General features: G+C 66.1%; 23 protein-coding genes and 2 pseudogenes. 17 read left to right on the top strand and 8 right to left on the bottom strand.

Annotated elements, in window-relative coordinates; all coding sequences use genetic code 11:
- Positions 1 to 34 precede the first annotated feature (34 nt).
- From ACLQ3K_RS25020 to ACLQ3K_RS25010, 3 genes are read left to right on the top strand one after another with little or no spacing between them, the layout of a single operon-like run.
- Positions 35 to 1354, top strand: a complete 1320-nt coding sequence (locus tag ACLQ3K_RS25020) for a SidA/IucD/PvdA family monooxygenase (RefSeq protein ID WP_426002113.1) — start codon at positions 35 to 37, stop codon at positions 1352 to 1354.
- Positions 1351 to 2187: a GNAT family N-acetyltransferase gene (locus ACLQ3K_RS25015; RefSeq protein WP_224650596.1), complete on the top strand. Its 837-nt coding sequence runs from the start codon at positions 1351 to 1353 to the stop codon at positions 2185 to 2187. Before ACLQ3K_RS25020 ends, ACLQ3K_RS25015 begins: the two co-directional genes overlap by 4 nt.
- The gene (locus ACLQ3K_RS25010; RefSeq protein WP_426002112.1) at positions 2184 to 4319 is read left to right on the top strand and encodes an MMPL family transporter; all 2136 of its coding nucleotides are present in this window, start codon (positions 2184 to 2186) and stop codon (positions 4317 to 4319) included. The genes ACLQ3K_RS25015 and ACLQ3K_RS25010 overlap by 4 nt, the downstream gene beginning before the upstream one ends.
- Here the strand turns inward: ACLQ3K_RS25010 and ACLQ3K_RS25005 are convergent.
- Complete coding sequence (locus ACLQ3K_RS25005) at positions 4297 to 5268, bottom strand: magnesium transporter CorA family protein (RefSeq protein WP_224650590.1); 972 nt, start codon at positions 5266 to 5268, stop codon at positions 4297 to 4299. The genes ACLQ3K_RS25010 and ACLQ3K_RS25005 overlap by 23 nt on opposite strands.
- Before the next feature lie 9 nt (positions 5269 to 5277).
- Entirely contained in the window at positions 5278 to 5658 is a 381-nt protein-coding gene (locus ACLQ3K_RS25000; protein ID WP_224650587.1) for an MmcQ/YjbR family DNA-binding protein, read from the bottom strand.
- A gap of 23 nt (positions 5659 to 5681) precedes the next feature.
- Here ACLQ3K_RS25000 and dapB point away from each other — a divergent pair, with 23 nt between their 5' ends.
- The 5 genes and pseudogenes from dapB to ACLQ3K_RS24975 all read left to right on the top strand — a co-directional run bounded on the left by dapB (position 5682) and on the right by ACLQ3K_RS24975 (position 8356).
- Positions 5682 to 6425, top strand: coding sequence for a 4-hydroxy-tetrahydrodipicolinate reductase (dapB, locus tag ACLQ3K_RS24995; protein WP_224650585.1), 744 nt, complete (start codon positions 5682 to 5684; stop codon positions 6423 to 6425).
- Entirely contained in the window at positions 6422 to 6901 is a 480-nt protein-coding gene (locus ACLQ3K_RS24990; RefSeq protein WP_224650583.1) for a hypothetical protein, read from the top strand. Before dapB ends, ACLQ3K_RS24990 begins: the two co-directional genes overlap by 4 nt.
- A pseudogene (locus tag ACLQ3K_RS24985) lies at positions 6901 to 7131 on the top strand (flavodoxin family protein); the annotation flags it as partial. The gene ACLQ3K_RS24990 and the pseudogene ACLQ3K_RS24985, both read left to right, overlap by 1 nt.
- Positions 7132 to 7153: 22 nt before the next feature.
- A complete protein-coding gene (locus tag ACLQ3K_RS24980; protein WP_426002111.1) occupies positions 7154 to 7633 on the top strand; it encodes a flavodoxin family protein in 480 nt (159 codons plus the stop codon).
- 3 nt (positions 7634 to 7636) lie between these two features.
- On the top strand, positions 7637 to 8356 hold the full coding sequence (locus ACLQ3K_RS24975) for a hypothetical protein (RefSeq protein ID WP_426002110.1): 720 nt from the start codon (positions 7637 to 7639) through the stop codon (positions 8354 to 8356).
- A 441-nt stretch (positions 8357 to 8797) separates the two neighbouring features.
- Here ACLQ3K_RS24975 and ACLQ3K_RS24970 read toward each other — a convergent pair whose 3' ends face one another.
- Complete coding sequence (locus ACLQ3K_RS24970; protein ID WP_426002109.1) at positions 8798 to 9994, bottom strand: DUF7373 family lipoprotein; 1197 nt, start codon at positions 9992 to 9994, stop codon at positions 8798 to 8800.
- A gap of 271 nt (positions 9995 to 10265) precedes the next feature.
- Here ACLQ3K_RS24970 and ACLQ3K_RS24965 point away from each other — a divergent pair, with 271 nt between their 5' ends.
- The 4 genes from ACLQ3K_RS24965 (at position 10266) to ACLQ3K_RS24950 (ending at position 14034) form a co-directional block, all read left to right on the top strand.
- Positions 10266 to 10499 (top strand): hypothetical protein, encoded by a 234-nt coding sequence (locus ACLQ3K_RS24965; protein WP_426002108.1) that lies wholly within the window; start codon positions 10266 to 10268, stop codon positions 10497 to 10499.
- Between the two features lie 133 nt (positions 10500 to 10632).
- Positions 10633 to 11115: a lipoprotein LpqH gene (locus tag ACLQ3K_RS24960; protein ID WP_426002148.1), complete on the top strand. Its 483-nt coding sequence runs from the start codon at positions 10633 to 10635 to the stop codon at positions 11113 to 11115.
- 8 nt (positions 11116 to 11123) lie between these two features.
- The gene (locus ACLQ3K_RS24955) at positions 11124 to 13472 is read left to right on the top strand and encodes a protein kinase domain-containing protein (protein ID WP_426002107.1); all 2349 of its coding nucleotides are present in this window, start codon (positions 11124 to 11126) and stop codon (positions 13470 to 13472) included.
- 190 nt (positions 13473 to 13662) lie between these two features.
- Positions 13663 to 14034: a hypothetical protein gene (locus ACLQ3K_RS24950; RefSeq protein ID WP_426002106.1), complete on the top strand. Its 372-nt coding sequence runs from the start codon at positions 13663 to 13665 to the stop codon at positions 14032 to 14034.
- Between the two features lie 145 nt (positions 14035 to 14179).
- Here ACLQ3K_RS24950 and ACLQ3K_RS24945 read toward each other — a convergent pair whose 3' ends face one another.
- From ACLQ3K_RS24945 to ACLQ3K_RS24935, 3 genes are all read right to left on the bottom strand, one after another.
- Positions 14180 to 14728 (bottom strand): hypothetical protein, encoded by a 549-nt coding sequence (locus ACLQ3K_RS24945; RefSeq protein ID WP_426002105.1) that lies wholly within the window; start codon positions 14726 to 14728, stop codon positions 14180 to 14182.
- A 421-nt stretch (positions 14729 to 15149) separates the two neighbouring features.
- Entirely contained in the window at positions 15150 to 16994 is a 1845-nt protein-coding gene (locus tag ACLQ3K_RS24940; protein ID WP_426002104.1) for a serine/threonine protein kinase, read from the bottom strand.
- A 310-nt stretch (positions 16995 to 17304) separates the two neighbouring features.
- Positions 17305 to 17676, bottom strand: a complete 372-nt coding sequence (locus ACLQ3K_RS24935) for a hypothetical protein (protein WP_426002103.1) — start codon at positions 17674 to 17676, stop codon at positions 17305 to 17307.
- Positions 17677 to 18077: 401 nt separating this feature from the next.
- Here ACLQ3K_RS24935 and ACLQ3K_RS24930 point away from each other — a divergent pair, with 401 nt between their 5' ends.
- The 4 genes from ACLQ3K_RS24930 to ACLQ3K_RS24915 all read left to right on the top strand — a co-directional run bounded on the left by ACLQ3K_RS24930 (position 18078) and on the right by ACLQ3K_RS24915 (position 20695).
- Positions 18078 to 18749: a hypothetical protein gene (locus ACLQ3K_RS24930; RefSeq protein WP_426002102.1), complete on the top strand. Its 672-nt coding sequence runs from the start codon at positions 18078 to 18080 to the stop codon at positions 18747 to 18749.
- A gap of 1 nt (position 18750) precedes the next feature.
- Positions 18751 to 19413, top strand: coding sequence for a hypothetical protein (locus tag ACLQ3K_RS24925; protein ID WP_426002101.1), 663 nt, complete (start codon positions 18751 to 18753; stop codon positions 19411 to 19413).
- Positions 19414 to 19649: 236 nt separating this feature from the next.
- On the top strand, positions 19650 to 20348 hold the full coding sequence (locus ACLQ3K_RS24920) for a hypothetical protein (protein WP_426002100.1): 699 nt from the start codon (positions 19650 to 19652) through the stop codon (positions 20346 to 20348).
- A 101-nt stretch (positions 20349 to 20449) separates the two neighbouring features.
- On the top strand, positions 20450 to 20695 hold the full coding sequence (locus ACLQ3K_RS24915) for a hypothetical protein (protein WP_426002099.1): 246 nt from the start codon (positions 20450 to 20452) through the stop codon (positions 20693 to 20695).
- A gap of 74 nt (positions 20696 to 20769) precedes the next feature.
- Here ACLQ3K_RS24915 and ACLQ3K_RS24910 read toward each other — a convergent pair whose 3' ends face one another.
- Both ACLQ3K_RS24910 and ACLQ3K_RS24905 read right to left on the bottom strand, forming a co-directional pair.
- A complete protein-coding gene (locus ACLQ3K_RS24910) occupies positions 20770 to 21222 on the bottom strand; it encodes a hypothetical protein (protein WP_426002098.1) in 453 nt (150 codons plus the stop codon).
- 1786 nt (positions 21223 to 23008) lie between these two features.
- Positions 23009 to 23338 carry an integrase core domain-containing protein gene (locus tag ACLQ3K_RS24905; RefSeq protein ID WP_426002097.1) on the bottom strand — a complete coding sequence of 110 codons (330 nt, stop codon included), beginning with the start codon at positions 23336 to 23338 and terminating at the stop codon, positions 23009 to 23011.
- Here ACLQ3K_RS24905 and ACLQ3K_RS24900 point away from each other — a divergent pair.
- Positions 23337 to 24602 (top strand): annotated as a pseudogene (locus tag ACLQ3K_RS24900) (IS3 family transposase). The gene ACLQ3K_RS24905 and the pseudogene ACLQ3K_RS24900 overlap by 2 nt on opposite strands.
- Positions 24603 to 24928 lie beyond the last annotated feature (326 nt).

The raw sequence follows: 24928 nt of genomic DNA, 5'->3' as shown, positions 1-24928 counted from the left end.
AGGATCTTTGCAGGGTTACGATCCGTTCAGGCGGATGCCCAGCACCGCCCCGACGTCGGTGGGGAAGGGTGTGATGCGCACGACGGAACCGGTGGACGACGGCGACGTCGTCGACGTACTCGGGGTCGGATTCGGACCCGCCAACCTGGCGCTGGCGATCGCGCTCGCGGAGTCGCCCGACCGGATCGGCACCGTGCGGTTCCTGGAGCGCCGCGAGGCCTTCGCGTGGCACCCGGGAATGCTGCTGCCGGGCACGTCGATGCAGATCAGCTTCCTCAAGGACCTGGTGACGCTGCGCAACCAGGCCAGCCCGTTCTCCTTCGTCGCGTACCTCGGCGCCCGGGGCCGGCTCGTGGACTTCGTCAATCGCGCCGTCCTCACCCCCGAGCGGGCGGAGTTCGCGGACTACTTGGCCTGGGCGGCCGCGTCGTTCGCCGATCAGGTGCGGTACGGCCGAGCGGTGACGGGTCTGATCCGCTGCGCCGACGGTCCGAGGTTCGCCGTCGCCCATCGGGGCCCCGACGGCGACGAACGAGTGACCCGGGCACGGTCGGTGGTCGTGGCCCGCGGACTGCGGCCCGTGCTCCCCGCGTGGACGGACGGGCTCGACCCGCGGCGCGTCTTCCACAACATCGACCTCGTCCCGCGGCTCGGTGAGCTGGAGCGCGAGCTCTCCGACGGGGTCGCGGGCGGGCGCTTCCTCGTGGTGGGTGGCGGCCAGTCCGCCGCCGAGGTGGCGCTGCACCTGCACGACGCGGGGGCGCGCGTGGACCTTGCCTTCCACGGCTTCGGGCTCGCGGACGTGGACGAGAGTCCCTTCGTCAACCAGGTCTTCGACCCGGACGTGGTCGACGAGTTCGCCGTCGCGCCTCCGGAGGCCCGCGAGGCGCTGCTGCATCGGCACGGCAACACCAACTACGCGGCGGTCGAGCACGCGCTGACCCGCGACCTGTACGACCGCTGGTACCGGCAGAAGGTCGGCGGCCCAAGTCGATTGGGCGTGCATCGCACAAGCGAGGTCGTCGCCGCGAACGCCGCGCCCGGCGGCGGCGTCGCGACCGAGCTGCGCCGCCTCACCACCGGCGAGCGGACCGCGGCGACCTACGACGCCGTGGTGTGCGCCACCGGATTCCGGCCCGGCGGCCTCAGCGGGTTGGACGGCATCGCGCCGCCGGCCGCCGATGTGCGCGTCGCCCGCACGCACCGCGCCGTGATCGACGGCGCCGAGGTGCCCGGCCTGTACGTGCAGGGCGCCGACCTCCCGGGCCACGGTCTCGGGACCACGCTGCTGTCCAACGTCGCCGTCCGCGCGGGCGAGATCGCCCGCGCGCTGCACCAGGAGGAGTCGCCATGACCACGAGGACACCGGCGGGCACCGTGCTCTTCGCGGCGACCGAACGCACCCCGTTCACGGTCTTCGTCGCCGAGGACCCGCGCGACATCGAACGCGCACAGGCCCTGCGGTACGACGCCTTCTCCACGGAGCTGGGCGCGCCGCTGCCCGGGGCAGTGATCAGCGAGCGGCTCGGCCGGCCGATCGACGTGGACCGGTTCGACGACTACAGCGCTCACCTCCTCGTGCGGCACGACCCGACCGACGAGATCGTGGGCTGCTACCGGATCATCCTGCCGGCCCCGAGCGGGCAGCGGGAGGTGTTCACCACCAGCATGTTCCGGCTCAGCCCGGCGTTCGCCGCGATGGCCGACGACGTCGCCGAGTGGGGGCGCGCCACCATCGCGGCGGACTACCGCGGCGGGGTGGTCTCGGTGCTGCTGCGGATCGCGCTGCTGGCCTTCTACGAGCGCTCCGGCTTCCGCTTCGCGATGGGCTGCATGTCCGTCCGCATGGAGGACGGCGTGCACCCGCGCGCCGCGCTGGTCCGCGCCGCCCTCGGCTTCCTCGCCGACAACGACGCCCTCGCGGACGGCGCGGTCCGCGCCGATCCGATCAGGCCCGTCGCCGTCGACGGGGTCCCCATCGGCGAGCTCCCGCGGCCCGATGGCGCCGACGAGGACCTGGTGCCGCCCACGATCCGCATCGCCGTCCGGTACGGCGGTGTCGTCTGCGGCATGCCCTCGTACGACCCCGATTTCGAGATGGCGGACTTCCTCGTCCTGTTCGAGGACGAGCGGATGCGTGCGGCCGGCTGCCTCGACGAGGTCCGCTCGTTCCTCGCGGCGCTGTGATCGCCCGGCTCACGCGCGCCGTCGCCGCGCGGCCCCGCACGGTGCTCACGGCGTCGTTGCTCCTGCTCGTCGTGCTGGGCTGGCTCGGGGCCGGCGTCGGCGGCGCGCTCCGCAGCGGCGGCAGCACCGACCCGAGCGCCGAATCCGCCCGCGCGCAGCAGGTTCTCGAGGACGACTTCGGGCGCGGCGGGTCGTCCCTCGTGCTGACGGTGCGCGCGCTGACGCCCGAGGCGGCGGCGGCCGCCGCGGACCACGGTCGCGCGATCGCGGAGGCGGTCCGGCGCGCCCCTGCGGTGCAGGCCGCCGTCTCCGCCTGGACCGATCCCGCCGCTGCGGCGCGCCTGACGTCGGCGGACGGCCGCACCGGCCTCGTCGTCGCGAACCTGACCGGCGGCACCGGGGACGCACCCGACCACGCCCGCGCGATCGTCGACGGCCTGCCGAGCCCGCCCGACGGGGTGCGGGTGGAGGCCGGCGGCGAGGCCATGACCTACCTGCAGATCAACGAGCAGTCCGGGAAGGACCTGGTGCGGGCGGAGCTGATCGCCCTGCCGCTCACCTTCCTCGTCCTCGTGTGGGCGTTCGGCGGGCTGGTCGCCGCCGCGGTGCCCGTCGTGGTGGGGGTCGCGGCGATCATCGCGACCTCCGGGCTGCTGCGGCTCGTCGCGGAGGTCACCGACGTCTCCGTGTTCGCGCTCAACCTCATCACCGCCATGAGCCTGGCGCTGGCCATCGACTACACGCTGCTGGTGGTGAGCCGGTATCGCGAGGAGGTGCCCGACCGCGGCCGCGAGGAGGCGCTCGTGACCGCCATGGCGACGGCCGGGCGCACGGTCCTGTTCTCCGCGATCACGGTCGGGCTCAGCCTCGCCGCGATGGTCCTGTTCCCCATGTACTTCCTGCGCTCCTTCGCCTACGCCGGCCTGGTCGTCGTCGGCTTCACCGCCATCGCGACCCTGATCGTGACGCCGGCGATCCTGACGCTGCTGGGCGACCGCATCGATCGGCTCCGCGTGGGTCGCGGCCCGCGCCCGACGGACGAATCCCGCTGGTACCGCGCGGTGAAGGCCGTGCAACGCCGAGCGGTCCCGCTCGGGATCGCCGTGGTGGCGCTGCTGGTCGCACTCGGTGCGCCCTTCCTCGGCGCGAAGCTCGGCTACCCCGACGACCGGACCCTGCCGACCGCCGCCTCGTCGCACGCCGTCGGCGACGACCTGCGCACCGGCTTCCACCCGAATCCCACGGCAGACGTCCTGATCCTGCTGCCGGAGGGCGCACCGTCGGGCACCGAGGACTACGCCCGGGAGCTGTCCCGGACCGCCGGCACGGGCCCCGTCGTCGGGCCGGACGGGACATGGCTGCGCGGAGACCGCGTCGCCGACGGGGATCCGACGTCCCGGGCGGGCTTCGCGCGCCTGATCACGGTGGCGAGCGAGCACGACCCGCGGTCGGCGGACGGCGGCACCCAGCTGGACGCGCTGCGCGCGGTGCCCGCGCCCGCCCCGACGCTGTTCGCCGGTGCGGCGCAGGCGGACCGGGACGCCGTCGACTCCATCCTCGGTGCGGTGCCGCGGGTCCTCGTCGCGATCGCGATCACCACTTTCCTACTGCTGTTCCTGCTCACCGGCAGCGTGCTGCTGCCGCTAAAGGCGCTGGTGCTCAACGTGCTCTCGCTCTCGGCGACCTTCGGCGCGATGGTGTGGATCTTCCAGGAGGGGCACCTCGGCGGGTTGGGGACCACCGTGACCGGACACCTCATCGCGGACATGCCCGTGCTGATGTTCTGCATCGCCTTCGGGCTGTCGATGGACTACGAGGTCTTCCTGCTCTCGCGGATCCGTGAGGAGTGGCAGGGATCGCCCGGCCGGGACCGCGCCGCGAACGACGAGGCCGTGGCCCGCGGCATCGCGAGCACCGCGCGGGTGGTCACCGCCGCCGCACTGCTCATGGCCGTGGTCTTCGCCGCGATCGGCTTCTCCGAGGTGTCCTTCATGCGGATGTTGGGCGTGGGCCTCGCGATCGCCGTGCTGCTCGACGCCACCCTGGTGCGGCTGGTGCTGCTGCCGGCGTTCATGCGGATCGCGGGCACCGCCAACTGGTGGCCGGGGTTCAGAGCCAGCCGCGGCGCTTGAAGGCCGCGTACAGGCCGCCGGCCAGGGTGAGCATCATCAGGAGGCTCAGCCAGAAGCCCCACTCCTTGCCGAAGCCCGGGTAGGGCACGTTCTGGCCGAAGTAGCCGGTGATGGCGGTCGGCACCGCGATGATCGCCGCCCAGCTGGTGAGCTTCTTCATCACCGTGTTCAGCTGGTTGTCGACCAGGGCCAGGTTGGTCGAGCGCACGGATTCGACGTTGTCGCGCAGGCCCTCCGTCCAATCCGCGGCGCGCATGGTGTGGTCGTAGACGTCCTCGGCGTAGGGCAGGAGATCGTGTAGATCGGGGGCCGCGGACACCCGCCGGAGCACCGAGCCCACCACGTCGCGCATCGGTAGGACGATGCGGCGCAGCTCGCCCACTTGCTTGTGCAGATCGAACGTGACCTGGGAGACCCGGTCGCTCGAGCGGCCGTCGAACAGAATCGATTCCACGTCGTCGAGCCGCTCGTCGACCGCGGTCACCCGCGCCGTGTAGCCGTCGACGACCGCGTCCAGCAGCATCAGCTCCAGCGACTTCGGGCCGTACTGCAACAGATCAGCGTTGTCGGAGATGTTCTCCGCCACGTCGTCGACGGGGAAGCCCTCGCCCAGGCGCACCGTCAGCACCCCGTGCTCGAACAGGAACAGCGAGAGTCGGCTCGTGGCACCGTCCTCGGCCACCGTGTAGGCAGTGACGAACAGGATCTCGCCGTAGCGCAGGGACTTCGGGCGCTCATGAACGGTGAGCGCGTCCTCCACCGCCAGCTTGTCGAGTCCCATGGTCTGGACGAAGGGGGCGAACTCGGCCTCGGTCGGGTCGAGCACGTCCACCCAGATCAGGCCCGACGGTGCGGCCAGCGCCCGCGTGGCGGCGTCCGTCGCGGCGTGGTGGACGACGTCGAAGCAGTCGTCCGCGTCGTCCACGAAGGTCCGGATGGTCACGTCCATGGGGCAACCCTAGGACCCGTCGGACTCCGGCCGCTCGACCTGCTCCGCGAGCGTCGCGGGGGCCTGCACGCAGTACGAGTCGGTGAGGAGCTCGGCGACCTCGTCCCAGTCGGTGTTCTCGTCGACGATGATGCCGACGGTGCTCTCGCCCCAGTTCACCCGGAAGTACGGGTCGCCGAGATTCTCGAACGCGGGGACCTCGCTGGGTTCGGCCCGGAAGATGAGGCGGAACTGCTGGTCCTCGCCGCCGAAGACGTGCGCCACCGTCGCGCCGCGGACGCGCCAGCGCGTGCCGACCCAGGCGCGGTCGGCGACGCATTCGGGGAAGGCCTCGAGGACGTCGGCGAGGCGGTCGATCCATTCGTCGGGAACGTCCGGTCGGGTGGTCACCGGGCAAGGGTATCGTCGGGCGCATGCTGAACGTGGGTGTGTTGGGATCCGGCGGCAAGGTCGGCCGCGCAATGGTGGACGCCGTGGAGGCGGCCGACGATCTGGCGCTGAGCGCCACCGTGGACGCGGGGGACATGCTCACCGGCTTCCTCGACTCGAACACCCAGGTGGTGATCGACTTCACCCACCCGGACGCGGTGATGGACAACCTGGAGTTCCTCATCGACAACGGGATTCACGCCGTGGTCGGCACCACCGGCTTCACCGACGACCGGCTCGACACGGTGCGCGGCTGGCTGGCGGAGAAGCCCGGCGTCGGCGTGCTCATCGCCCCGAACTTCGCCATCGGCGCCGTGCTCACGATGCGCTTCGCGGCGCAGGCCGCCCGGTTCTTCGACTCGGTCGAGATCATCGAGCTGCACCACCCCTACAAGGCCGACGCCCCGTCCGGCACCGCCACCCGCACCGCCGAGCTCATCGCCGAGGCGCGCGAGCAGGCCGGGCGCGGCAAGATGCCCGACGCCACCTCCGCGGAGTTCGACCGCGCCCGCGGCGCCCGCGTCGACGGCGTCCGCGTGCACTCCGTGCGCGTCGCCGGCCTCGTCGCGCACCAGGAGGTGCTGCTCGGCACCCAGGGCGAGACCCTCACCATCCGGCACGATTCGCTGGACCGCAGCTCCTTCGTCCCCGGCGTGCTGCTCGGCGTGCGCGGCATCTCCTCGCGGCCCGGCCTCACCGTGGGCATCGAGCCGTTCATGGACCTGTGAGCCCCGTGGAGCGCCGCGATCGGGGGAACCTGGGCCAGCTGCTGGTCATCGGGTTCCTATCCGTCGCGATGCTCACGTACATCGGTCTCATCGGCGCATGGGCGTGGATGATCGCCCGCCGCGGCGGCGGCGCGAACCTCGGCCTCGGTTTCGGCATGGTCCTGGTCGGCCTGGTCGGTCTGTGGATCCTCTGGTCCGTGCTCAGCAACGGCTACGCGCACCAGAAGCTCGCGGCGTCGGCGAAGGCGCTGGGGCGCGACCTCGACGTCTCGGAGCTGCCGAAGATGCCCTCGGGTCGCGTGCAGCGGGACGCCGCTGACGAGCTGTTCGCGCAGGTCAAGGCCGAGTACGAGGCCGAGCCCGAGTCCTGGGTGAACGCCTACCGCCTCGCCCGCGCGTACGACTACGCGGGCGACCGCTCCCGCGCCCGCGACTGGATGACAAAGGCCGTCTCGATGGAGAAGAAGGCCCGCTGATGGCCGTGCTCCTCGTGATCCACCACACGCCGTCTCCGCACTGCCAGGAGATGTTCGAGGCGGTGATCGCCGGGGCGACCGACCCCGAGATCGAGGGCGTCGAGGTGGTGCGGCGCGCGGCGCTCGCCGTGACCGCGTCGGACGTGCTGGCCGCGGACGGCTACGTCCTCGGCTCGCCGGCGAACCTCGGCTACATCTCCGGGGCGCTCAAGCACTTCAATGTCAATTACCCCTGTAATAGGGAGTTTGCCCATGTCAGCGCCTGATTCCGTCGCCCCGCGTCGCCTCCTGCTCGTGCACCACACGCCGTCTCCATACTGCCAGGAGATGTTCGAGGCGGTGGTGGCGGGGGCGACCGATCCCGACATCGAGGGCGTGGAGGTCGTGCGGCGTGCTGCGCTGACTCTGTCGCCGGCCGACGTGCTGGAGGCCGACGGCTACGTGCTCGGGACGCCGGCGAACCTCGGGTACCTCAGTGGCGCGCTCAAGCACGGGCTCGACAACATCTACTACCCGTGCCTGGATTCGACGCGGGGGCGGCCGTGGGGTTTCTACGTCCACGGCAACGAGGGCACCGAGGGGGCCGAGCGGGCGGCCGATTCGATCACCGGCGGGCTCGGCTGGGAGAAGGTCACGCCCAACGTGGTGGTGTCCGGCAAGCCCTTGAAGGCCGACCTGGAGGCGTGCTGGAACCTCGGCGCGACGGTCGCGGCACAGCTCATGGAGGGGTAGGCGATGGAGGCAACCACCGTCGCGATCGTCGCGGTGTGCATCGCCAGCGTGAGCGGGCTGATCACCTTTGGCGGGCTCATCTGGCAGGTGACGCTCTATCGATTGTCGGGCGCCCGGTTGCAGGTGCAGTTGGTGTTCGAGTTCCGGAACGACGGTTGTACGCGCTCGCTCACCGGCACCCGGCGTCGGTCGTGGGAGTCTGCAGGGATGGCCGCCGTCGATCCGTTGGGGCTCGCGGACCCGCTAGGCATCGAGTGCGCTCGGGTGCGAGTGACGAACGTGGGGCGGTCGCCGGTTTCGGTCGAGAACATCTCTCTGGACCTCGGCCGAACGCGGTGGTTCAGGCGCGGGCGACGCACCGCGGTACCGATGTCGTTCCACGAGCGGGACCACAAACCCCAGGAACAGGCCACGGGGCGTGGACAGCCTCCGGTGAGGCTGGAGGCCGGGGCGGTGACGAGCGAGGTGTTCCACTTGTGGCCGTTCGTCGCCAGCGAAGCGTCCAACTCGAACCGCCGCCGAGGGGTCAAGATTCGTGCGTCGGCGACGGCAGCTGGACGCCGCCCCACTCTGTCGCGCCGACGCTTCGCCTGGCGGTTTCGGGACGGCGAGCATAGCTGGTTCCCCGACACAGATGTCACACCCAGCTGGAACCCTCGACATAGCGGACCCTGGTCCTCTTTCACGGTTCGCGATCGAAGACAACAGGCCCGTTGTCGCTGAGGCTCTGGTGCTTCGCGGGATTTGGGACGAACTGTCGGCGATTGACTCGAGCAACTATCTCGCGGCGAATTCTGCTGGGAAACGCCTTTTGGCGAGCGGAGCGGACGCGTCCGACGTGCTCTCGGTGGCAACCCTCATCGCGTACGAGACCGTCTTCGCATTACTTCTCAAACTGTCGGAGGGCACCCTCGTGGACCTGACAACGTCGCCGCAGGGTCTACCGGGTGTGGTGTTGATGGAAACTGATTCGAATCGCGTCCCCACCGGCCGGACCTTGGACTGCATGCATGAATCGTTGCTGTCAGCTGACCCATCAGGAAATTCCGGAGCCGACTTCCTCAATTGATCGACCGCAGCCGCCACAGGGGCAAAGATTATGGTCGACAGAGGAAGATGATGTGCGTTCTGGCGGAGGCAGTGGACCGTAGCTTGCGTTGGCGGCTAGGGATTCTTGGCCAAGATCACGTACTGAGCAGAGGCACGTTGCTGCGCCTGGGTGAGCGTTGCGCCGCCTGCTGTGGTGACCCATCGGCCAGCTGCGATCGCGCAGTTGATGTTCTCCTTCCGGTCGAAACAGATCATCTGCGGCAATTGCTGCGGTGCAGTGACCTTCGTCCCTGTCCTGCCATTGACAACGGCGAGATCCGCCACGAGCTGGTTCGCTGCGCCAGCATCGCGGGTGCGGTAGACGACGGCGTCACCCTGGGCGACCGAATCGACGCCGGCTTTGATGTAAATCGAGCCATCGTTGATGTTGCGGATGCGGTGCAGAAGTCCGTTGAGACCGTATACCCCGATTGCGATCGCGGCGGTGTAGTCGTTGCGGACGGTACTACCCAGTGTTCGAGCCAACGCCCCGTTGACGTCGTTGGGCAGCTGCGTCACGCGATCAGCCGGTGTCCCCTTGAAGTCCTGGACCTTGGGCACCTCTAGCTCGTAGCCCCTCTCGACGAGCTTCGCGGCAGCCTCAGTGGTCGCCGCAGTTCCACTGATGTTGATGACGAAAGGCCCTTCAACCCGGTACGAGTCGACAGTCCCGGGCTTGAACTCGGTGGCGCTGGCAGCCTTGGCCATCGCACCGGTCAGGGGCACATCTGCCTGCTTGTTCCTGATGCTGGACCGTTTGATCATCTCGAACGCCTTGGTCGCATCATCGATACTGCCGAACCGATACAGACCGATCCGCATAGCAATCGTCGGTCTATCGAAGTCATCTCCCCGCGTGGTCGTCATCCCCACCTTCATGTTGAACGCCTCGAACGCCGCCGCGGTGGCGTCGGGAACCCGACTGCTCAGTTGACTCCCCTCAATGACAGGGTAGGAACGCAGACCGACGCCACCGATCGACATCCGCTTGTCGACCTCGCTGACCTGGATTAACGCATCCGCCATGCGGTTTCCTTCCACCACCCACCCGGACTTGCTATCGAGTGCCGCGGGCGCCGACGTCGTCGTCGGATACTGGCCAGTATCCAATCCGGTCGGTACGTCAACGGTGTCCAATGCAGTGCTGGCGGAGCTGCCTGCCCCGCGAGCCGCGGGATCACCGGGCACTGTCGTGGCGCAAGCTCCCAGCAATGCCACGAATGCGACCGCGATTGCTGGCACATAGATTCTGCGCATTTCCCACTCCTTCATGACGGTTCGTGGAGATTTGACCAGGAGACGCTTCACCCATACTTAACGCTGACCTAACACGCTGAACAGCGTATGCGCTCCGCCGCCTGGTCATCTACTAGTGGCGGTTAAGCGCCTACTGATCTGGTTGGAGGGTGATTAATCATGTAGCCAATGATGGCGCTGTCGCTCGTCATTGTCTGGCGGTGTCGATGCGTAGTTTCGCTGGTCAAGACGATGTGTCGGTGACCCGATCGTTGGTCCGCCCTGCCCTTGCTCCTGGTGCGCCGTGATGGGGGTGTTGGGAATTTGTCTGATCGGGGTCGCGATCATCGGCGCTGTCCTTTCGGTCGACCTGATTCGGCGACCGGAAGATTCGTGGGGCCTTCAGGAAGGCTGGAAGTGGCAGGATCCGGACGCGAACCGGCCGAGCCGGTCTGGCATGCGGTTCCGCGCCATCCAAGGCCTGCTCGCGGCACTGGTCCTCGCGGGCGCCGGGGTCTGGATCATCGTCAAATATAGTTAGGGCGAACCCCGCCATCGAATCGACAGCGCGGCAGCAAACGCGCATGCCCTGCTCCGTGAGGTCGAGAACTACTAAGCGATCTGGCGTCTCGAAGAGCTGCGGACGATATGGTATCGAGAATCGGAGGGTGGAGATGATGACGATGAATCGGGTAGGCGCGATCGCAGGGATCGGGGCGATGCTGGTCCTGACTGCGTGCGGAGGTGGGACCTCGTCGGACTCCGGTGGGAGCCCGTCGAAGGTGACGCGGATCCCCACCGGTGAGAAGGTGACGCTGACGGTCGACGGTGTTGACGTGCCCGTGCAGCCGGCGCGCCAGTACTCCTGCAAGCAGCGGGGCGACGAGGTCCAGTTGTACAACTGGAGTTCGGATACCCCCACACATGGCCCGACGGCCACCGCCTCGCTGGGAAGGACCACACCAGACACGGCCGTATCGTTCGGAGTGAACGGCGTGCGCTACAGCGTGGCCGAGAACCGGCCCGGCACCTCCGCGACGGCCTCGAAGGACGGCGACGGGTTCGTGGTCGAGGGTATGGCGCGGAGCTGGGACGTCACGCCCGAGGTGACAAAGCCGTTCCGGATCACCTTTACCTGCACAACGAAGAACAACTAGGAGTGCCCGTGGCGTTCGAGCAGGGTGATGTCGTCGCGGGGTACGTGATAGAGCGGTTGCTTGGCGTGGGTGGCATGGGTGAGGTGTACGTCGCGCGGCACCCGCGGTTGCCGCGGTCAGATGCGTTGAAGGTGTTGGCGCCGCAGTTCGCGATGGATCCGCAATTTCGGGCGCGGTTCGAGCGGGAGGCGGATCTGGCGGCGGGGCTCTCGCACCACAGCATCGTCTCCGTTCACGACCGAGGCGAGTTCGACGGTCACCTGTGGATGGCGCTTGAGTTGATCGACGGCCGGGATGTGGGTGCGCTGCTGCGCGGTAGCCCGCGCGGCATCGCTGGTGCGGAGGCGGTGCGGATCGTCTCGGCCGTGGCGGATGCGTTGGACTACGCGGGTGCGCGGGGCCTGATTCACCGTGATGTGAAGCCGGCGAACATCCTGCTGTCGTCCGCTGGTGGGGTGTTGCTGACGGATTTTGGTATCGCGCGGATGGGGCCGGAGAACTCGGAGCTGACGGCGACGGGGACCACTGTCGGGACGATGAACTACTCGTCGCCGGAGCAGCTGCGTGGTGATGTCCTGGACCCGCGCTCGGATCAGTATGCTTTGGCTGCGACCACTTTTCACCTCTTGACGGGTGGTGTTCCGTTCGCGGACACCAATGCGGGTGCGGTGATCATCGCGCACGCGACCCGCCCGGTGCCGAGCGTGCGGACGGCTCGTCCGGACCTGCCGCCCGCGGTGGATCAGGTAATCGCACGAGGGATGGCGAAGGATCCTCAGCAGCGGTTCCCGACCGCCAAGGCGTTCGCGCAGGCGCTTGCTGCGGCAGTGCCTCAGGACGCCGTGGGCGCGCCCGTGGTCGACACCGTCGGGGTGGATTCTGCTCGCACGGTGGTGCAGGGAGAGATACCGCCGGATGCCGCGACTGTGGTTCCTGGTCCCCGGCTTCACGCGGCGCAACGATCGCGGAAGCGTGGTCCGGTGTTGGCTGGGATCGCCGTCGTCCTGGTGATCGCGGTGGTCGTGGGCGTGGTCGTGATCGTCCGAGGCGCGGCAGATGGTGGCGGTGACCAAGTCGCCGTGTCCCCGGAGGCGAGGTCACTGACTCCTGCGCTGGCCACGCCTCTGCTGAAATCACTGAATTCGCAACCGGGACGGTCTCGGTGGGTCTACGCGGCACCCGCAGGGTTCAATTTCGGCTCCCCGCGCATCGACGGCGGCGACGATCGACGCGTACTTGTTGGTGTGACGCGGTACGCTCCGGCGCCCTCGTCGTACACCAACCCCGCGGTGGATATCGTCGACGCGGCGAGCGGCCAATCAACCGGTATCGTTGACCTCTCGCCGAGCCTGGGCGGCCTCACACAATGTGCCATGGTGGCGGACACCGCCGCCTGTGTGGCCTACGAGGCCAGAGGGGACAACAAGCACCTCATCATGATCGACGTCGCTGCGAAGCGAGTGACTGCTGATCACGTGTTCAGAAAGTTCGGCGATGTGTTCGCGTCCGGGAATCTGTTCGCGGCGAACGCGTACATCCCTCCCGACGGTCCTACCGTGACCTCGCGATCGTATCGGCTCGACGGTACGGAAGCATGGCGTGTCGGTCCGAGGCTGTCGGGCGAAAAGGAACGTACCGAAGACCAATTCGTTCCCGACGTGGGAATCGCCGTGACATCGTTCACAGCGGAAGCTGCCGATCCGTTATCTGCTGAGACTGACGGGACGAGAGTGTTCCGGATCTCCGATGGCAAGAAGCTCTACGAGGGGGCACGCTCGTCGGTCCTCGCCTATCGTGGCGGATTCGCCGTGACGCCGAAGGGCTCCATCGGTACCGTCGGAAGCGTTCAGTTTTACGACCTCGACGGGAATGCGTTGGCAGCAGCGGATGGTGGCTGGACGGTCGCGGACGCGCCGAGAACGGTCGGGGGCGGGCATCAGCAGGCGTCTCCTCCGTTGCCGGTGCTGGTTCGAAACGATCAGGGCCGGACAGTGATCGGGGTCTTCAATCCGGCTACGGGTACCGAACTGTGGCGGCGGGCAGTGGACGCTCCGATCGGGTCGATGCAGGTTCAGGGCGTCGGTTCGAAGATCGTGATACGGGGCAACAGAAGCACGTTCGCGTACGACGCGTACACGGCTGACGAGACGTCGGTCGGAAGCAACCGAGATGACCCGATCCTCGGAACCGACGGCTCGAGGGTGGCAGCGTGGAAACGAGGATCCGGCAATGGTGGCATGATCATCGTCTCCGACAGGCCAGGTGAGCCCGGATGGTCCATGTCGCTGGACGCGCAGCCGGCGGTGATCGGCAGTGGCCTCTACACGTCTGGCGACAAGCCGGCGAGAATCCTGTAGAAACGCGGCCGCGGCCCAGCCGGGGGCCGGGTGATACGACCATCGTCGGCTGCTAGGGCGTTGGTGAGCTCGGGCATCCCACGCATCGGGAATGCCCGCTCCGTGAGGTTGAGGACTGAGTAGTTCCCCCTGTGGATCCGAGGGTGACTACGGATTCGCGGCACCCACGCCGCGGGCGAACCTAGAAGACATGAACGACACACCTCCTGGCGAAGGCCGCAGCCCACGTAAGGGCCATCCGCTCGGCGCGGCACTCACTATCGTAGCGGTGATCCTGATGTGGATCTCGAGCATTGCCACCGTGATCTGGTCGATGCTCGTGGCGAGCCTCGGATCGATATCCTGCTCCTCCAACGGAGGATGCAACGATTTTCTGTTCTTCTTCGCCATCGCAGTGTGGTGGGGCGGCAGCGTCACCGGCTTGACCATCGGCCACTACAGCCTCGTCCGTGCCGATACGAATCCCAGGAAGGTTGCCGTCGCTGCGGGCAAGGGTCTCGGAACCATCGCCGCGGCCGCGCTCTTGGGCACCGCGCTCATGCATTTCGCAGCATTCGCCTAACCTCCGAGCACCGAACAGGTGAGGCGCCCGCCGACTTCCAACCAGCGGCTCGCCGCTGCATCGACGCTGGCAGGACTCCAGCCTGCAGACGACCACATCCGCGAGCCATCGCTGGGCGCGATCTCATGCCTGCAGCGGCTCGGGATTACCCGGCGCGGATGACCTTGTCGATCGATGCCGTCAACAGTCGGTCGAACAGCTCTCGGTCGATCGGGCGGCCTTGGAAAGTGCGTAGCCTTACGAAGATGCCGTAGTCGCCGACGCGGGCATACGCCAAGAGCGCACGTTGCTTCGAGAGGGGATCCTCTGGCTCCTCGTCGACGATAACCAGTTCATCAGCTCGGGAGCGGAATCCATCGAGGACGGTGTATTTGGTCGTCACCGGCGCTATCGCAGCCGCGGGAGCAGGTTGTACTTCGACTGACTCCCGTATCGAAGTGCATCGTTGGAAGCGCTCTGAAACAGCGGCGATATCCGGACGCCGGTTGAGGACAATCTCCGTGAAGGTCTCGAAACGTCTCCCCTCGCCGGCCACGACACCGGCGTCGGACGGCTCGATCTTGACAGGTTGAGCGAACATCGACACCACCATCGCGCACTCAGCAGGCTCGACGGTCGAGCCGGCGGACCTCACACCGGTCAGCGGGTTGATCACCGCCCGTACCGTGTCCTCGTCCATCTCGAAATCGGCCACAGTCGTACCAGACGGCAACTCCGACGCCGTCAGAGCGAGATCTCGAGCCGACCTCACCGCCTCGGAGCGCGAAGCCGGTGCGGGCCCCTGCGTGCTGGTGACGTGAGTGTCCGCCACGGCGCTGCTGCTCGCGGCAGATCCGGAGGACAAGTCGCTCTCGCACCCTGTTAGACCAATAGCGCCGGCCACGATGGCCAGCATGAATCCGCGAACTCGTGCCATGCAACGACCTTAACCCTCGATCTTTCAAGATCGCCGTGACAAACGAGGATTTCGTGCAGCTCCTATGGCCTAAGTTGGATCTGCCTGGTACAACATGATCCATGCAACCCCCGCCGTGCGAAAGTTCGCTCAGAGCGGCGGGAATACCGAGACGGGATCCGTGGCGCGGCGCGCGCCATTTCGGCACCAGCATCTTCTGCTACAGCACCCGGGTGGCGCCTGCATAGATTCGGCCTGCGCATGCGGTGACCCTTGTCCCATTCAGATTGTTCGCGTAGGTGATCGTCCAGGCATCAGAGCCGCCAGGAAGCGGGGCGGACAGGCTCGAACCCTCGGAGGGCCCAGCGCTGATGGACGTCACGAAAGTTGAGCCGTCGGTACCGAGAACCTTCGCTTTCGCACCGTCGGCGAGCCCCGTGCCCGCCAACTTGAAGGAGTTCCCCGTCCCGGTGTAGGTGTCGAACCAGCGCGCATCCCAGTACCCGTCTTCGGGCGAGTGCTTTCGGTATCGGATCTGTACGATCTTCGTCCCGAACCCGACAGCGACCCCGGGACCGCCGATGCCGCCGCTGAACGGGCTGTCGACTCCTTCTCCGCTCCACAGCACCGTTCCCGTTCGCGGATTGAACGCGGCGATCCGGTCGGTCTGGAGGTCGACGAGAACAGGCAGCGAGGGCACCCGGTAGAGGAAGCCGAACGCGGTCTCTCCATCGAGCACCGTCCACCCCATCGGGATCTGTGCGGTGCGCGCACCGTCGGATGAGAACAGCTCCGTCGTGCGAGCGGTGGTGACGGCGAAGCCGCCTGCGAAGCCCGCGACCGTCGGCCGCTGATCGGCCGAGGTCGCCTCGCGGCGGAGCACCTCCTTCCCATCGCTAACCCGGCGGACGGATAGGACCATCTTGGAGTACGGGCCACCGGTATCCGCAACGGAGGCCACGACACCTGAGCCAGGTAGTGGGATCACGGAGGGCATCGCTTCTCGCCACACAAGCTTCCCAAGGGAGTCGTACGCGCGCGCCTCGAGAGGTCCGCCTGGCCGTGATCCAGTGATGATGAAGCGGTCCCCATCGGTGTAGGGCTCTTGAATCCCGCTCAGTCCTGTGGGCACGATGGCGCTGGTGCCGTTGACGAGATCAATGACAGCGATCCTGCCGTCGGAACCGGTCGTGTCCCGGCATAGCGCCACCTTTCCGTCGGTTGCTACGGCGCAGGTGTCGAGACGGTCCCGTCCGAGCGGGATGCTCCGCTGCAGGCTACCCGTATCGGCTGATACGAGGTCGAGGAATTCATCCGAGCCGGCCGTCCGTGAGATCATCGCAGTCGCGGTGGTACCGCCGATCACGCCGGTCATCCGTTGATAGTCCTGGGTCGGGGACGGGGTGTAGGTCCATTTCGGACCTGCCGGCTTCTGAGCGAGCGATCCTAGGTACGGCGTGGCCATGATCTTCGGCAAGCCGGCGGCCTCGGGTGACACCCGTGGCGCGTCCGATCCGCCCCGCTGCCATACGACGACACCCGCCACCAAGGCGATCACGAGGACACCCGCGCCCGCCACGAGCATCACTCGGCGTCGAGACTTTCCAGGCTGCGGCCGCAGCGCAGTGGGGCCGTCATCGCCCGGGCCGGCCGGGCGGGCCCGTACAACAGTCGGATTCGGGTCGCCGGTACCTGGGACGACGGTGCGATCGGGATCGTCGCTGGGCGAGAGTGGCGGTGCCAGGAACCCGCCCGCCGGGGCAGGGGCAGCGGTGGCTTGTTCGAGGGCCTCCGCGAACTCGCTGCACGAGATAAAGCGGCCGTCAGGCGCTTTCGCGGTGGCGCGCGCAAGGACGTCGTCGACCACTGGCGCGAGATCAGGCCGCCGCACTCGTACCGACGGCATCGGCCGCCCGAGGTGCCCGGCGATGGTGATCGCGGCGTTCGAATCGGCGTACGGCGCCTCTCCGGTGAGCAGTTGGAAGGCCGTGCACGCCAGGGAGTACTGATCGGAGCGACCGTCCAGAGGACGTCCTTGCAACTGTTCCGGTGAGGCGTAGTTCACGGTCCCGACGGTCCATGGATATCCACAACCGCCCGCCGGATTCTCCTCGATCGTGGACCTTCACGATCGCAGGATGCGACATCGACGCCGCGAGATCGGCTTCGCGCTCGAACCTCGCCCGGAACTGTGGATCAGCGCCCAAATGCGGCGCGAGGACTTTGAGGGCATCGCTACGCGTCACGGCCCGCGTCCCACAGGCAGGAGCCTCGGCGGTCTGCATGAATCGTTGCTGTCGGCGGACGCGACCGGGACTTGAAAGGCCGCGACTTCTTGCTCTGATCATCGTTCGCTCAAGGTCTCTTCGTTGGGACTAGTCGATCGATGACTGGCGACTTGCACGGCGTAGATCGCTGTATTCCGCGTCGATCAGCCCTTCGTTCACCCATCTGTCCGCCCGCGCGCCGAGGCTCATCGCTGCCGCGAATGCTTCGGCGAAATCTGCGCACGTCAGCAGCCTGTGCTCATCGTACGATTCTGGATCCATGGGTTCGAACTCGTACACATCGCAGAAGTGATCCGTGCCGCAGTCCAGTCGGTCGTTCCGCAGGAGATTAACGCAGTTCGGGCCCGGTCTGATTGTCAACCATGACACGACTCCCGCAGTCGAGGTTGCGAGCAATTGCTCGATAACTGCGCCACGCCGAATCGCAGCCCGAGCCTGGGATTCGGTGAGATGGCGCACCGGATAAGTCTAGCTTAGCGTCGTCTATGCGTACTTCGGCTGACGGCGGGGCTAGATCGCGGCCGATTCGGCGCAATGTCGCCGACGTTGACCTGCACCGTGGTCTGCGAGGACAAGCGATTCTTAAGGCGGAGAGAACCCTCAAGGAGTGTACTGGGGTCATGAATCAACCGCAGGATCCACGAAGCCGTGAGTTCGGTACCCAGAGGGGTCGGTTTCCCGCCCCGCAGTGGTCGGTCCCACCGGCGTCACAGCAGGACGGATATCCGGGCCCGCAGCAGGTGCACGGCGGAGCGCCTGCGGGTCAGCCACAGGTCGGGTTCCAGCCCTCGGCACCTGCACAGGGAGGGTTCCTGCCGCCGGGGCATCCGTCTGGCGGTCGGTTCCCGGCGCGGATGCCAGTGGGTGGGCAGACCGCGAATGACTTCACTCGGCCGGTCGAGCTCAAGTGCATCCTCGACCCGGCGTCGACGATGAAGCGGATGATTCCGCTGGCTGTGATCTTTGGATTCGCGGTGGCGATCCTGGTGGCGTTGGTATTGGGGTTGGCGTTCCCGTCGGTGGGCGCGGTTTCAGCCATCGGAGCACTGGTCGCGTGGATCGGCTCAGCGACCTTGATGTATTCGATGAAGAGGGCGCAGCTCACTCACACCTACAGTGAGAAGCAGCGGTTGACGCTGACTCCTCAGGGATTGCGGAAGGTCGACGGAACGATCGCGATCGAGATGCCCTGGAGTGGGATATCCCGGATCGAAGTGCGGAACTCGGCGCTCGCCAGCGGGAGGAGTGTGGTAGGTGGAGGGGCCCTCGGCGGCGCAGCGAACGGCGCGATCGCCGCGGCCAATACCAAGATCGCTGCGGGCATTGTCGGGCAGGCGACGATCACGCCGCTGCAGGGCGCCTCGCGCAAGATGCTCCAGGCGCACGACCGGTCGGGCGGATCGAATCTTCGTAAGGGACAGCCGCACCAGAGTCCAAACGGCCTGATCTTCCCCGCGGAGTTCGAGGACAATTGGACCGCAGGCGCCGTCGGCGCGTGGCTGCGGCACTATCGACCGGACCTGCACATCTGACATGGCGAAACTTCTGCGGCCATTGGTACCGGGCGACGTGGTGATCACCTACTGCGCATGGTTGGCTGGATGGACCGGCGCCCAAGTGCTCCGCGATTCCTACGGAGGGAAGACAGTGGAGATCGTTGACCTCGACTGGGTCTCACCAACACAGCCACGTGCGGTCGCCGATCTGGGCGAGATCAGCCCCTTAGTCAATCCACAGGGGCGGTGTGAGCTTCCGCGCTTTGCCCAGATCAACGTACCCAGACTGCTGCCGACGTCGTATCGAGTACTCGGAAACACGCCGCCCCTCGAACTTCCGCCGGGAAACGTGCTGGGAGACTGGACGGTGGGCTTTCTGCTGGACGAAGCGCAGCGACATGCCGCCGGAGCACCGCCGTGCCCCTGGCTCGTCGATTGCAATCAGTCGGAGCTCGGTACGGCCCTGGCGGGACGTCCGGACGGCGAGGTATTCGCTCTATTCCTCCACCGGATCGAAGAGCTCGATTGTGCGGATCTCGTAAGCAGATTTCCTCAGTTGGTGCATCTTTTCCTGTCGGGAACGCCCGATCACCCGTTCCGGCCATACACAGGCGCGGACAGCGGGAGACTGACCAATGCCGATGCCCTGAACGATCTTCGGGATCTCGAGACGCTGAACTGCATCGCTTCTACGGCATGACGGCTGCCGATGCACCCAGGCCAGAGTCTCTGACGAAACTGGGCAGGCTGTCTGCGAACGGAATCCCCCACGACTTTGCACTGCAGATCAGGACGCTATGGCGGCCAATAGCGAGATATGGCACCGCGTTGTCCGTCCGCCAGACACGAATGCCCAAGTAAAAGCGTACAGATCTAAGCCCGAACCTCAACCGACCCAAGGAGACTCAGATGACCACAATAGAGCGTCCCGCCTGCGTGATCACGACCGTGGGGGCCATAGCGGCCCTCCTCGCGGGGTGCGGTGGATCGAGCACGTCGACTGTCGGCGGTGGCGGCACGACGGAAGCCGCAGCCCCGACGGTCAGCAAGCCCGCGAAGGACAAGGTGCTGACCGCCGCGGAGCTTCCGGCCGGCATCGAGGTGCTCCCGGTGACGGATGCGCAGCTACAGTCAGCGCTCGACCAGATCACCACCTCCGCCGACACCCTCAAGGCCGCTCCTGCGGAATGCGGCTCCAAGACCGCGATCGTCGGCGCCACCGCGCAACTAGACGTTTCCAGATTCGGGATGATCGCCGGCAGTTCGAAGTCCGGCCTGGTGTCGGAGTCCGTACTCGTGGCCCACCCGGACATCGCGAAGCTACGCGCGGCCTTCACTGGCCCGTGCAAGACGATGACGGCGGACCTGACCTCCCAGGGAGTATCTGTGTCGTCGCAGATCACCAGGACCGTGCTCGACTCCCCGAAGGGGAAAGCGACCGACCTGCTCGTGGTGCGTGAGGATTCGACGTCGAACGCCGCCGGCCAGCGCGTGACGCAGCAGTCGTACCAGGGTTACGCCCAGGTCGGCGGTTATGCGGTGACGGTGAGTGTGAAAGCGCTGAGCGGCTCCCCGGACAAGAAGCTCTTCGACGAGCTCCTCGCGAAATCCATCGACAAAGCAGCTCAGAGCTGAACGTGGCACGCGCTGGGGGCCACCGAGCGCAGGTGGGGCGTGACGGTACATGGGGGTACGACCGCGATACGCCTGTTCGCGTCGAAGAGATCCTCCATCGCGTGCTCGCGACCGAGTACGCGGACATACCGGACGGCAGCATGTACGTCCCGGCAGTCGTGTACGAGGCCGGGGAGATTCCGCTCGGCGCAGCGGCGTGCGTAATCGATTCGGACTTGATGGACGAGGGGGAGTGGACGTACGTGCTGGACCTCACGATCATCAAGGAAATGATGCTTGACGTACCGACGGTGATCGATCAGGAGCTCGTGAACCGCATCATGTACTACAGCATCCATGACGCATAGGATCAGGTCCTTGGTTCCGGAGGCGGTGGACGTCCCCAACCTTAAGGGAGGCGCCGGCTGCTGAGTTCGCAACCTTAGAGTTGAATTGCTCGGTAGGCGAGCGCTCGGGCAACGATCCGTTCGGGTGTTTGTTCTGCGACGGGGAGGTCTGCAGGTGGGTGGAAGATCAGATCGATCGGCGATGGGTGCGGGACGTGCGCCGCGAGGACTTCACTCCACCACGATGACAGCTGGTCCGCAGACATGATGAGGCGGACCATCTCCGCGAGCTCGGTCGGGGACGGATCGAGGCCGGTGATCTCGCTCGAACTTGAGAGTGTGTGCGCGGCTATCGCGGCGTCGCCGGGCGACATGGAACCGAAAGCTGCGTCGAGCCAAGCGCCATCCGTCATTAGGTCGACGTGCGTCAGCTCGGCAGCAGTGACGGACGGATCGGCTCCGCTTTCGAGCGCCTCGTACGCTGCTGCAATGGCAGGCTCCCAACGAGTGTCGATCTGCGGATACAGATGTGGTCGCACAGTGACCATGGTGCCAGTTCCTCCGAACTTGTGGTCAGGCGGAGGGTACGCGCGGTGCGACGGAGCGGTGGTGAACAGGCTCCACGAATCCGCAGCCGCTGCTCGATGCGCGTATCCGCTCCGAGTCGGGAAGCGATATGTCCCGCTGGGTGACATGGACCGAGAACGTCAAGAGCGGTACCGCTGACGGGCAGCGCGGTCCTGATCGTGCTTGCGGCGCCCCTTCTCGCGATCATCTGGTGGATGCTGGTCCCTGACTGAACTGCCGACTTGTGACGGGCAAGGGAGGTGCAGCACGCGTTGGCGTGGTCTTCGGGCGACACGGCGGCCCTAATACTCATAACGAGATCATGCACCCGCCGCGCAGTCTTGCCGGGCGGCTGGATACTCATGGCGGTAGTCGTCGGCCTAGCGCTACTGACCTGTCGCCTTCATTCTGGGTGAACCGTGGAGGCCGTGGCGCGGAACTCGGGGCGGCCTGGCGTCTACCATCTGTCGCGCTTCGCAGCGAGGGGCGACGACTAACAGTTGGTGGCGCAGATCTCCCGCGCCGTCCGGCCACCGATACGCCGGCTCGTCGGGGAGGAAGCGGTGCCTGCCCGCCACGAGGTGGCTCCAGCGCTGTTCGACACGCCACCCGAGAACGGTCCGCGCCATTCTGATTTGAGCTGATGGCTGACCCGTATCCCCGACCTGTGGGTGTTTGGGGCTGGGCATGGGTGCGGACAGCATTCAGCTTTCCCAACCAGCAGGCTTCTGGCGGGCTAGGTCGGCGTCGTGGAGAGCGAAGTCGGCGAGCGAGGTTTGCAGCGTGTTGTGAAATTGGCTGATCAGCCCCCTGGTTACTATCAGTGTCTGAATTGAATCCCGCGTGCCCTGTCGTGGGCCCGATGGAACCAGATTCGGGAGCGTGTCGTGGCGACCGTGTGATCGCGGAGAACTTCCGCGTCCTCTACCAGGCCTTCGAAGGTGCTTCCGTGATAGATCGTCTCGAATATCTTTAAGTGCTCGGAGGATATGGTGTGCCTCCCCCTCTGGATTCTGCGGTGACGTCGATGAATAGGGCGTCGGTGCTGAAAAGCTCTCCGTATGCGTCTACATTGCCGCAGTTTCATACGTGTGTCATTGAGGTAATGATGGGCTCTACTCGTTCGGTATTGTCCATGTCTTCAGCTCCTTTGGTTGTGTTCACACTCTAGAACCTAGGTGTAAGTTGAGGTCAAGCCGGGGTTGCCGCGACTTTCCCGTAGGCCTGCTCGAGCGTGCTGACGCAGCTGCTTCGGTGCTCGCATGACACTATTGCCGTCGGACGAAATCGTGTAGCCTTGCAGAATGATGTGTACAATTGCGCAGGCAGTTCGCGAGTCGGGTTTGTTTGTCTTCACTGACGGGGAGGGGTGTTGATTTCAGTACCGACGGTATTCACGGGCGTAGCCGACTTGATTTCACGAGCGCATCTTCTTGTTGACTGTTCGGGCTGGATCTACATCAATCTTGATCAGCTCGACAACGGTCCAATGAATTACTCTTTCCATATCATCCCTGAGGAATGGATATACACTCTTTCGGATGATGAAATCTATCTAGATCGTGACGGGTTGGAGATGCCAATCAGGTTCCGTGATTTGAACCTCGAATGTTGGATGGTCGCTGACGATGTTGCGCATCTCGCGGCAAAGGTGGCGACAACGGACGATCCATGTCGAGCGTTCATCGGCCTGGTGGAACGACGTGAGGCTTCGCGCCCTGTGTGGTCGCGCCGCCCACGGCGATCTGTGTGGACGCTAGGCGACGACTAGCTGTATGAGGGCTGAACGTTGGTGACGACGCCCCGAAGTCGAGATGCTGGCGGCCGCCCACCGGCTCCGCTGTGCGGGCGGTGGTAGTTGTAGTGGACGTTGCAGACGGCGATCGCGGAACTACGGGCCTGCTCGCTATTGAACCCGGGGGTGTAGAGCAGCTCCTCGACCAGGATTCGCTGGTAGCGCTCAACTTTCCCGTTGTGGCGCGGGGTGTACGGCCTCGTCTTCTGATGTCGCGTGCGTCGTCCGACGATCCGGGCGAAGTCACCAGTGAACCGCCCCGGGTAGTCCGGAGACTCCGAATGTTGGAAGGTTGGAGTCATGGCAGGGAGCACATCGAATCGGTACCCGGCTGAGTTGAAGGCGCGGGCGGTGCGGATGGTCGCGGAGCGGCCGGAGGAGGAGACGGAGTACGCGGCGATGCAGCGGGTTGCTGCGTTGTTGGGGGTGACCTCGGCGGAGTCGGTCCGCAAGTGGTTCCGGAAAGCGCAGGTCGACGCGGGTGAACGGTCCGGGGTGACGTCGGCGGAGTCGGAGGAGATCCGCCGGCTCAAACGGGAGAACGCCGAGCTCAAGCGGGCGAACGCGATTTTGAAGGCGGCGTCGGCTTTCTTCGCGGCCGAGTTCGACCGGCCACGCGGCTGATCGTGGATTTCATCCGTTCTCATGTCGGCCGGCGTGAGGCGGGTGGTCTGCGGTGGGGTGTCGAACCGATCTGCACGGTCCTTTCTGAGCATGGTGTGAAGATCGCCCCGTCCACCTATTACGAGCACGTCGATCGCCCCGTGACTGCCGCGGAGTATCGGGAGGCGGTGCTGTCCAATCAGATCCGTGAGGTTCATACGGCGAACTATTCGGTGTTCGGGGCGCGGAAGAGGTGGATCGTCCTCAATCGGATGGGCATCGCGGTGGCCCGCTGCACGGTCGAGCGGTTGATGCGCGAAGCCGGCCTGACCGGGGCGGTGCGGGGCAAGGTGAAACGCACCACGATCGCTGACCGCGGCGCCGACCGGCACCCAGACCTGGTCCAACGTGGTTTCGCACCGACCCGCCCGGATCAGTTGTGGGGTTGCGGACATGACGTACGTGTCGACCTGGGCCGGATCGGCCTATGTCGCCTTCGTCACCGACGCGTACGCGCGCCGGATCATCGGCTGGTCGGTTTGCTCGACCATGACGACAGATCTCGTGCTGGCCGCGTTCGATCACGCGGTTTGGTCGCGCCGCCGCGAAGGGCATGATCCGGCCGGGGTCATTCGCCACACCGACGCCGGATCTCAATACACCTCCGTCCGGTTCGCGGAAGGACTTGTCGGCGCCGGTATCTCGGGGTCGATTGGCAGCGTTGGTGATTCGTACGACAATGCACTCGCGGAGACGATCAACGGGCTCTACAAGACGGAGCTGATCAAGCCCCGCAAACCGTGGAATACGGTCGAGCAGGTCGAATACGGCACCGCGGAATGGGTCGACTGGTTCAACCACCGCGGGCCCTACGAATACTGCGGCGACATCCCACCCGCGGAGCTGGAGGCCGCGTACTACGCTTCGAAGGCACCCCACCATCAGGTGCCGGTGACCGTTTGAGTCAGTCTCCGAACACACCGGGGCGGTTCAATGTGCTCCCTGCCATGACTCCAACCTTCCAACATTCGGAGTCTCGGACTACCCGGGGCGGTTCATTGCCGGGACCGCCTCGAAGGAGAGCGTCGCCTGAACACCGGCGACATCGACCAACTCATCCACACCAGATCGATGTTAGACAATCTGCTCGCAAGCACGCGCGGAACCTCCCGACGAGACACTGCTGAGCCATCCGTCGTATGACACCGGGTTGGGACTGCTGCACCGATAGGTGACATCTGATCTGGCTTGCCCGAGGGGTGGGCCTGGAAGGATGGCCATCGTGCCTA

The sequence above is a fragment of the Tsukamurella sp. DT100 genome (assembly GCF_049844855.1).
In the GTDB taxonomy this organism is placed as follows: domain Bacteria; phylum Actinomycetota; class Actinomycetes; order Mycobacteriales; family Mycobacteriaceae; genus Tsukamurella.
This window is presented reverse-complemented; position numbering and strand designations above follow the sequence as displayed.